Annotated in this window: 7 protein-coding genes; 1 reads left to right on the top strand and 6 read right to left on the bottom strand. The window is 69.9% G+C overall.

Annotated elements, in window-relative coordinates:
- Positions 1–3 precede the first annotated feature (3 nt).
- From ACZ418_RS27035 to ACZ418_RS27060, 6 genes are all read right to left on the bottom strand, one after another.
- Positions 4–936: a branched-chain amino acid ABC transporter permease gene (locus ACZ418_RS27035; RefSeq protein ID WP_468367726.1), complete on the bottom strand. Its 933-nt coding sequence runs from the start codon at positions 934–936 to the stop codon at positions 4–6.
- Between the two features lie 111 nt (positions 937–1047).
- Positions 1048–2289, bottom strand: coding sequence for a branched-chain amino acid ABC transporter substrate-binding protein (locus ACZ418_RS27040; RefSeq protein WP_468367729.1), 1242 nt, complete (start codon positions 2287–2289; stop codon positions 1048–1050).
- Positions 2290–2560: 271 nt separating this feature from the next.
- Entirely contained in the window at positions 2561–3214 is a 654-nt protein-coding gene (locus tag ACZ418_RS27045; RefSeq protein ID WP_468367731.1) for a Tat pathway signal sequence domain protein, read from the bottom strand.
- Positions 3211–3606, bottom strand: coding sequence for a hypothetical protein (locus ACZ418_RS27050; protein ID WP_468367734.1), 396 nt, complete (start codon positions 3604–3606; stop codon positions 3211–3213). The genes ACZ418_RS27045 and ACZ418_RS27050 overlap by 4 nt, the downstream gene beginning before the upstream one ends.
- A 155-nt stretch (positions 3607–3761) precedes the next feature.
- Positions 3762–4253, bottom strand: coding sequence for a hotdog fold thioesterase (locus ACZ418_RS27055; RefSeq protein WP_468367737.1), 492 nt, complete (start codon positions 4251–4253; stop codon positions 3762–3764).
- Positions 4254–4302: 49 nt separating this feature from the next.
- Entirely contained in the window at positions 4303–6615 is a 2313-nt protein-coding gene (locus tag ACZ418_RS27060) for an FdhF/YdeP family oxidoreductase (protein WP_468367740.1), read from the bottom strand.
- 180 nt (positions 6616–6795) lie between these two features.
- On the opposite strand from ACZ418_RS27060, the gene polA reads away from it, so the two are divergent.
- On the top strand, positions 6796–9522 hold the full coding sequence (gene polA, locus ACZ418_RS27065) for a DNA polymerase I (protein ID WP_468367743.1): 2727 nt from the start codon (positions 6796–6798) through the stop codon (positions 9520–9522).
- Positions 9523–9649: the final 127 nt, after the last annotated feature.

Raw genomic sequence — 9649 nt, forward strand, 5'->3', positions numbered from 1 at the left:
GTGTCACGCCCTGTCCGCGACGCGTTCGCCGAGCAGGCCCTGTGGCCTGAACAGCAGTACGAGGATGAGGAGTACAAAGGCCCAGACGTCTGCCCAGGACTGGCTGCCGAACTTGTCCATGCCGGGAATGTCCGCGATGTAGGCGGTGGACAGGGCCTCGGCCACACCGAGGACGAGACCGCCGAGCATGGCGCCGTAGATGTTTCCGATGCCGCCGAGGACGGCCGCGGTGAAGGCCTTCAGGCCGAGGAGGAAGCCCATCTTGAAGTCGATCTGGCCGTACTTGAGGCCGTAGGCGACGCCTCCGACGGCCGCGAAGGCGGCGCCGAGGGCGAACGCGATCACGATGATCCGATCGGTGTTGACACCCATCAGCTTCGCGGTGTCCGGATCCTGGGCGGTGGCCTGCATGCCGCGGCCGGTACGGGTGCGCATCACGAAGTAGGCGAGGAAGGCCATGCTGAGCGGGGCCGCGATCACCAGGAAGATGTCACCGGTCTGGATCGTGACGTTGCCGATGTCGAAGGGGCCGCCCGGAATCGTCGGGAAGGTGCGGGCGGACTTCGCCTGGGGGTACCAGGCCCACACCGCCTGCTGCAGGGCCAGGGAGAGGCCGATCGCGGTGATGAGGGGGGCGAGACGGGGGGCGGTGCGCAGGGGACGGTAGGCGAACCGTTCCGCTCCGACGGCGACCAGGACGGCGACCAGGACCGCGCCCACCAGCATGAGGGGCAGGGCGACCCACATCGAGGTGCCGTCAGGCAGTATGTACACGTAGACCGTGAGCGCGCCGAAGGCGCCGGTCATGAAGATCTCGCCGTGGGCGAAGTTGATGAGCTGGACGATGCCATAGACCATCGTGTAGCCGATGGCGACCAGCCCGTACATGGATCCCAGTAGCAGGCCGTTGACCAGCTGCTGCGGCAGTTCGTTCACCGCATGTCCTCCGAGAGGTTCGGAAAGCTTCGACGGATGGGGCCGGATGCGAGGACGCGCGGGGCGCCAGTGGAACAGCGCCCCGCGCGGCTCTGTGGGTGCGGGTGTGGGTCAGCTGCTGGGGGTGTAGGTGCCGGACTGGGCAGCCTTCCAGGCGCCGCCGTCGACCTTGTAGACGGTGAGCTGCTTGTTGGTCGCGTCACCGTACTCGTCGAAGGAGACCTTGCCGGTCACACCGTCGAAGGAGACGTTCTGCATCGCCGCGGTGACCTTCGCGCGGGCGTCGGACGGCAGCTTGCCGCCGTTGTCGTCGACGACCTTCTTCACGGCCTCGATGATCGACCAGGCCGAGTCGTAGGAGTAGCCGCCGTAGGCCGCGTAGTCCTCCTTGTAGCCCCCCGCCTTGTAGTCGGCGACGAACTGCTTGGCGGAGGCCAGCGTCTCGACCGGGGCGCCGACCGAGGTGGCGAGGTCGCCGGTGGCGGCGCTGCCCGCGAGCTTGATGAAGGTGGGGTCGTAGATACCGTCACCGCCGACCAGCGGGACGTTGGCGCCCGCCGACTTGATCTGCTTGCTGAGCGGACCGGCCTGCGGGTACTCGCCGCCGTAGTAGACCACGTCGGCGCCCGAGGACTTCACCTTGGTGGCGACCGCGGAGTAGTCCTTGGTGTCGGGGTTGATGTGCTCGGTGCCGACGACCTTGCCGCCGAGCTTCTTGAACTCGCCGGTGAAGGTGGCGGCGAGGCCGGCGCCGTAGGTCTTCTTGTCGTCGATGACGAAGACCTTGGTCTTCTTGGCCGTGTTGTAGACGTACTGGGCGGCGAAGGGGCCCTGGATGGCGTCCGTGGTCGCCGTGCGGAAGTACGACTTGTACGGGCGCGACTTCGACGTCTGCCAGTTGGTGCCCTGGGTCAGGGCGGGGTTGGTGTTGGCCGGCGAGACCTCGACCAGCTTGGCGTCGTCGAAGACCTTCTGCATCGACTGGGCCACGGACGAGTTCAGCGGGCCGACCACGCCGAGGACGCTGTTGTCACCGACGAACGCGGTGGCGTTCGACTGGCCCGAAGAGGGCTGTGCCTGGTCGTCCTTGGCCTCGATCTTGAAGGTGACGCCCTTGACGTAGTTCTTCTTGTTGGCGGTGTTGACCGCGAGGTCCACCGAGTTCTTGATGCCCAGTCCCAGCGCGGACAGGTCGCCGGTCAGCGGGGCGTCGACGCCGATGGTGACGGTGGTGCCACCACCCTTGCCGGAGTCCGAGCCCTTTCCGCCGCTGTCGCGCGAACCGCAGGCCGTGAGGGTGAGTGCTCCCGCTGCCAGCGCGGCGGTGATGGCGATGAGCGAACGTTGACGCACGATCAGTCCTTTCCCCAGGACGACCGTTCCCCCCTGGAAACGGTCGAGCCGCGCGCCTGCCCGAATTGACAAGCCCAAGAGGCGATCCGAGGGCGCGGTGACTGGCCGTGACTCTAAGCGCGTGCGGGGAATGTGGAGGAGAGTCTGACCAAGGCTGTGACGCTCTTGTTATGACACGACGTAATGCAGAGCGGTACACCGTGGGGGATAGGGCGGAATTACGGCCGATTCGCTCTGTCCGCAATGTGAGAACTCGCAGGACTCACCATGATCAATTCAGGCGTCTCGAAGGTTTTGGTGATGACGCGGCACTGTTGCTGCAGGCGACTTTCAGAGCCCGGGAGAGGTGGTGCGCGTAGCGCGGACCGAGGATGTAGCTCTGAATCTGCATTGCGCGCGTATTACGCAGAGTTACATTCAGGAAAGGAAGCCCGGCATCCACAGGTAGTTTTCCGCATCGTGTCACGTGCATGGTTATCGTGATCTTGCGGTCGTAACCTGCCTTTGTCCGGAACGGCGTTCGCGGGTCCGTCACCAGCGAAAGTCCCGCGTACGGCTGGGTCACCCGGGCCACCGTGACCGGCGGCCCCGACTCCACGCTCAGTAGCACAGCGAAGCTGAAACTGCGGGGCGGGGTGCCCGCCGGAGTCGCCCGGCCGCCCACATACTCCACCACCACCGCCTGGGCGGGGTAGGGCGCCGGGGGCGGCGGCGGCTTCTGCGGCCGGGTGGCGTAGAGATAGCCACCGCCGGCCAGGAGGACGGCCACCGCGGTGAACGCAAGGGCGGCGCGCCGGTGGCGGAGGTAACAGGTCGCCAGGACCGAGCGAATCCGGCCTGGGAGAGCGGGAGTTGGGGCTGCCAGGTGCCGGGCGTCCGACGCATGTGTGCCCTCGCCGGGCTCCACGGGGCCGATGCCGCTCATTGCCAGGGGCTTTCGGTCGGAGCGCCATGGCGATAGCGCTCGGCGCAGGCCGCGCGCGCCTGACGGTCGATCAACTTGTCTGCGGACGAATTGCCTTGTCGCCCCCTCACGGCGCGCGCCGCTTCCACGACGTCCCGCAGGATCTCGTACTCCCCGTTGGACAAACCCATCGACTGGTAGTCGCCGTAGGTGCCGCCGTCGAGCACCTCGCGGGACCAGTGCGCGACGAGGCGGGTGCACAGGTCGGCGGCGGAGGTCTTCGAAGGAGAAGGAGAGGGGGAGGACTTCTCCGAGGGGGAGGAGCGGGCAGCCGCTCCCGGGGCCGCGCGCCCGTCGCACGCAGCCGTCCACAGAAGTGCCGGCAGCGCCAGCCCGAGCACCAGGAACCTCACCCCCGGCCGGGGGTCCCCTCGCCGTCCCATGAGCAGAAGCTAAGGGGAGGGGCGGCGGGGGGCAACGGTCCGGTGCCGGCTGTTCGGCCGGCGGAGGCAGTGGACCGGTGCCGGCCGGTCAGTCCGCGCCTGGGCAGTGGTCCCGGGTGAGCCGGTCAGTCCGCCGTGGGCGGTACCTGCGCCGCGTCGCCCGGCCGGGCGTCCCGCAGCAGGCAGGTCAGCCGGGCACTGCACACCCGGCGGCCCTCCTCGTCGCTGATCACGATCTCGTACGTCGCCGTCGAACGGCCCCGGTGCACCGGCGTGGCCACACCGGTCACCAGGCCCGAGCGGACCCCGCGGTGGTGCGTGCAGTTCAGGTCCACGCCGACGGCGATCTTCGAGCTGCCGCCGTGCAGCATGGAGCCGACCGAGCCGAGCGTCTCCGCAAGCACCGCGGAGGCGCCGCCGTGCAGCAGGCCGTACGGCTGGGTGTTGCCCTCGACCGGCATGGTCCCGACGACCTTCTCCGCCGAGGCCTCCAGGATCTGCACACCCATCCGCGTGCCGAGATGCCCGGCCGAGAACAGGGCGGGCAGGTCGATGCCGAGCGCGGCGTACTCGTCGATGACCTCCTGCGGGAATTTCACCTGCTGCTGCTCGCCCATGGGCCCGGCTCCGTTCGTCGTACAGCTGTCCATATGGCTGAGCAAACGCTCAGTCGGTCGCCGATTGTTCCAGACGGGCGTCCGCGTCACCGGTGTGACCTTCGAGACGTACGACCACGGACTTGCTGGCCGGGGTGTTGCTGGTGTCGGCGGTCGCGTCGAGCGGGACCAGGACGTTCGTCTCCGGGTAGTACGCCGCCGCGCAGCCCCGGGTCGTCGGGTAGTGCACGACCCGGAAACCGGGCGCCCGCCGCTCCACGCCGTCCGTCCACTCGCTCACCAGGTCGACGTACGACCCCTCGGCGAACCCGAGCGCCCGCGCGTCCTCGGGGTGCACCAGCACCACCCGGCGGCCGCCCGTGATGCCCCGGTAGCGGTCGTCCAGGCCGTAGATCGTGGTGTTGTACTGGTCGTGCGAGCGCAGGGTCTGCAGCAGCAGCCGGCCCTCGGGCAGTTCGGGGTACTCCACCGGCGCCGCCGTGAAGTTCGCCTTGCCCGTGGCGGTCGGGAAGCGGCGCTCGTCGCGCGGGGCGTGCGGCAGGGCGAAGCCGCCCGGCCGGGCCACGCGCGCGTTGAAGTCCTGGAAGCCGGGGACCACGCGCGCGATGCGGTCGCGGATCGTGGCGTAGTCCTTCTCGAACTCCTCCCACGGCACGACACTGTCCGCGCCGAGCACGCGGCGCGCGAGACCGCAGATGATCGCGGGCTCCGACCTCAGCCGCGGGCTCGCCGGTGCCAGCCGCCCGCGCGAGGCGTGCACCATGCCCATCGAGTCCTCGACGGTCACGAACTGCTCGCCGCTCGCCTGCAGGTCCCGCTCGGTGCGGCCCAGCGTGGGCAGGATCAGCGCCCGGGCGCCCGTGACGACGTGCGAGCGGTTGAGCTTGGTCGACACGTGCACCGTCAGCCGCGCCCGGCGCATCGCGGCCTCGGTGACCTCGGTGTCGGGGGAGGCGGAGACGAAGTTGCCGCCCATGGCGAAGAACACCTTCGCCTCGCCGTCGCGCAGTGCCCGGATGGCCCGTACGACGTCGAAGCCGTGCTCGCGCGGCGGCGCGAACCCGAACTCCTTCTCCAGCGCGTCCAGGAAGGCCGGCGCCGGCCGCTCGAAGATCCCCATCGTGCGGTCGCCCTGGACGTTGCTGTGCCCGCGCACCGGGCACACGCCCGCGCCCGGCCGGCCGATGTTGCCGCGCAGCAGCAGGAAGTTGACGACCTCGCGGATGGTCGGGACGGCGTGCTTGTGCTGGGTGAGGCCCATGGCCCAGCAGACGATGGTGCGCTTCGAGGCGAGCGCCATGCCGAGGGCCTGCTCGATCTCCGCGCGGGTGAGGCCCGTCGCCTTCAGGGTCTCGTCCCAGTCGGCGGCGCGGGCGGCCGCGGCGAACTCCTCGAAGCCGTGGGTGTGTTCGCGGACGAACTCCTCGTCGACCGCGCCCTGCGTCTCCAGGATGAGCTTGTTGAGGAGCCGGAAGAGGGCCTGGTCGCCGCCGATGCGGATCTGCAGGAACAGATCGGTGAGCGCGGCGCCCCTCAGCAGGCCCTGCGGGGTCTGCGGGTTCTTGAACCGCTCCAGCCCGGCCTCGGGAAGCGGATTGACGCTGATGATCCGCGCGCCGTTCGCCTTGGCCTTCTCCAGGGCGGAGAGCATGCGCGGATGGTTCGTCCCCGGGTTCTGCCCCGCGACGATGATCAGGTCGGCCTTGTGGAGGTCCTCCAGCAGGACGCTGCCCTTGCCGATGCCGATGGTCTCGCTGAGGGCCGACCCGGACGACTCGTGGCACATGTTGGAGCAGTCCGGCAGGTTGTTCGTGCCCAGCTCGCGGGCGAACAGCTGGTACAGGAACGCGGCCTCGTTGCTGGTGCGGCCCGAGGTGTAGAAGACGGCCTCGTCGGGGGAGGAGAGGGCGGTGATCTCCTCGGCGACGATGTCCAAGGCGCGCTCCCAGCTGACCGGCTCGTAGTGCGTGCCGCCCTCGGAGAGATACATGGGGTGTGTCAGCCGGCCCTGCTGCCCCAGCCAGTACCCGCTCCTCGTCGCCAGGTCGGCCACGGAGTGCGCGGCGAAGAACTCCGGGGTGACCCGGCGCAGGGTGGCCTCCTCGGCCACCGCCTTCGCGCCGTTCTCGCAGAACTCCGCCTTGTGCCGGTGCTCCGGCTCCGGCCAGGCGCAGCCCGGGCAGTCGAACCCGTCCTTCTGGTTCACCCGCAGCAGGGTCAGCGCCGTGCGCCGCACGCCCATCTGCTGCTGGGCGATCCGCAGCGTGTGCCCGATGGCGGGCAGCCCCGCCGCCGCGTGCTTCGGCTCCGCGACCTGCGGCGCGTCCTGAACCGGATCACCCTTGGGCGGCTTCGTCGCCATCGCACGCTCCCCTTCGACTGCGTGTGAGAAGTACGCTGCCGATCCTCCCACGGGGCACCGACAACCGGGCCCGCAGGGCATACGAGAGCACCGGCACTCCCAGTGACCGAGGGCAACCCTGCGCAGCCCTCCACTCGGTCCCGGACCGGAGTGTCAGTGGGGCGTGGCAGGATCGGGGACGTGGCAGAGACAGCATCGAAGAAGACCGACAAGACCCCCGGCGGTACCCGTCCCCGGCTGATGCTCATGGACGGGCACTCGCTGGCCTACCGCGCGTTCTTCGCGCTGCCCGCGGAGAACTTCACGACCGCGACCGGCCAGCCGACGAACGCGATCTACGGCTTCGCGTCGATGCTGGCCAACACCCTGCGTGACGAGGCCCCCACGCACTTCGCCGTGGCCTTCGACGTCTCCCGCAAGACCTGGCGCTCCGAGCGGTTCACCGAGTACAAGGCGAACCGGTCCAAGACCCCGGACGAGTTCAAGGGCCAGGTCGAGCTGATCGGCGAGCTCCTCGACGCGATGCACGCGCCCCGCTTCGCCATCGAGGGCTTCGAGGCGGACGACGTCATCGCCACCCTCGCCACCCGGGCCGAGGCCGAGGGCTTCGAGGTGCTGATCGTCACCGGCGACCGCGACTCCTTCCAGCTGGTCACCGACAACATCACCGTGCTCTACCCGACCAAGGGCGTCTCGGAGCTGACCCGGTTCACCCCGGAGAAGGTTTTCGAGAAGTACGGATTGACGCCCGCCCAGTACCCGGACTTCGCGGCCCTGCGCGGCGACCCGTCCGACAACCTCCCCGGCATCCCCGGCGTCGGCGAGAAGACCGCGGCGAAGTGGATCAACCAGTTCGGCTCGTTCGCGGAGCTGGTGGAGCGCGTCGACGAGGTCAAGGGCAAGGCCGGGCAGAACCTCCGCGATCACCTGGAGTCGGTCAAGCTCAACCGCGTCCTCACCGAGCTGGAGCGCCAGGTCGAGCTGCCCAAGGCGGTCGCCGACCTGGAGCGGGCCGCGTACGACCGCAAGGCCGTCACGATGGTCCTGGACACCCTGGAGATCCGCAACCCGTCTCTGCGCGAGCGTCTCTTCGCCGTCGACCCCGGCGCCGAGGAGGCCGAGACCACGCCGATCACCACCGACGGAGTGGAGCTGGACGGCAAGGTCCTGCGCACCGGCGAGCTGGCCCCCTGGCTCGCCGAGCACGGCGCCGAGACCCTGGGTGTCGCCACCGTCGACACCTGGGCGCTGGGCACCGGCTCGGTCGCCGAGATCGCCCTGGCGGCGGCCGGGGGAGCGGCCGCCTGGTTCGACCCGGCCGAGCTGGACCAGGCCGACGAGAACGCGTTCGCGGCCTGGCTGGCCGACGCCGGCCGCCCCAAGGTGTTCCACAACGCCAAGGGCGCCATGCGCGTCCTCGCCGAGCACGGCTGGTCCGTCGAGGGCGTGACCATGGACACCGCGCTCGCCGCCTACCTGGTCAAGCCGGGCCGCCGCTCCTTCGATCTGGACGCCCTGTCCCTGGAGTACCTGCACCGCGAGCTGGCGCCCGCCGCCGCGGCCGACGGCCAGCTGGCCTTCGGCGCGGACGACGGCGCCGAGGCCGAGGCCCTGATGATCCAGGCCCGCGCGGTCCTGGACCTCGGTGAGGCCTTCGGGACCCGCCTGGAGGAGGTCGGCGCGGCCGACCTCCTGCGCGACATGGAGCTGCCCACCTCCGCCCTGCTCGCCCGCATGGAGCGCCACGGCATCGCGGCGGACCGCGCGCACCTGGAGGCGATGGAGCAGACGTTCGCGGGTGCGGTGCAGCAGGCCGTGAAGGAGGCGCACGCGGCAGCGGGCCACGAGTTCAACCTGGGCTCGCCCAAGCAGCTCCAGGAGGTCCTCTTCGGCGAGCTGGCCCTGCCGAAGACGAAGAAGACCAAGACCGGCTACACCACGGACGCCGACGCGCTGGCCTGGCTCGCCGCCCAGACCGACAACGAACTGCCCGTGATCATGCTCCGCCACCGCGAGCAGGCGAAGCTGCGGGTCACGGTCGAGGGCCTGATCAAGACGATCGCGGGCGACGGCCGTATCCACACCACGTTCAACCAGACGGTGGCCGCGACCGGCCGCCTGTCCTCCACGGACCCGAACCTCCAGAACATCCCGGTCCGCACGGACGAGGGCAGGGCGATCCGCCGCGGTTTCGTGGTCGGCGAGGGCTTCGAGTCCCTGATGACCGCCGACTACAGCCAGATCGAGCTGCGCGTGATGGCCCACCTCTCCGAGGACGAGGGCCTGATCCAGGCGTTCACCTCCGGCGAGGACCTGCACACCACGGCCGCCTCCCAGGTGTTCGGCGTCGAGCCGACCGCGGTGGACGCGGAGATGCGCCGCAAGATCAAGGCGATGTCGTACGGCCTGGCCTACGGACTCTCCGCCTTCGGCCTGTCCCAGCAGCTGAACATCGAGGCGGCCGAGGCACGCGCCCTGATGGACGCCTACTTCGAGCGCTTCGGCGGCGTCCGGGACTACCTCCGGCGGGCGGTCGACGAGGCACGGGCGACGGGCTACACGGCGACCCTCTTCGGCCGCCGCCGCTACCTCCCCGACCTCAACAGCGACAACCGTCAGCGCCGTGAGGCCGCCGAGCGCATGGCCCTCAACGCACCCATCCAGGGCACGGCCGCCGACATCGTCAAGATCGCCATGCTGAAGGTGGACAGCGCCCTGCGGGCAGCGGACCTGAAGTCCCGCATGCTCCTGCAGGTCCACGACGAAATCGTCCTGGAGATCGCCCCCGGCGAGCGCGCGGCCGCCGAGCAGATCGTCCGCCACGAAATGTCCAACGCCGTCCACCTCCGAGCCCCGCTGGACGTCTCGGTCGGCGTCGGCCCGGACTGGGAGTCGGCAGCGCACTAGCCTGCGGCGTCCGGGCGGAGGGGGGGGTGTGGGGGGGGTTTGGGGGACACCCCCCCCACCCCCCCCCACCACCCAGGCGAAACAACCAACCCCCCCACCACCCCCACCCCACCCAAAACACCCCCCC

It is taken from the genome of Streptomyces sp. NPDC030820 (genome assembly GCF_055572075.1).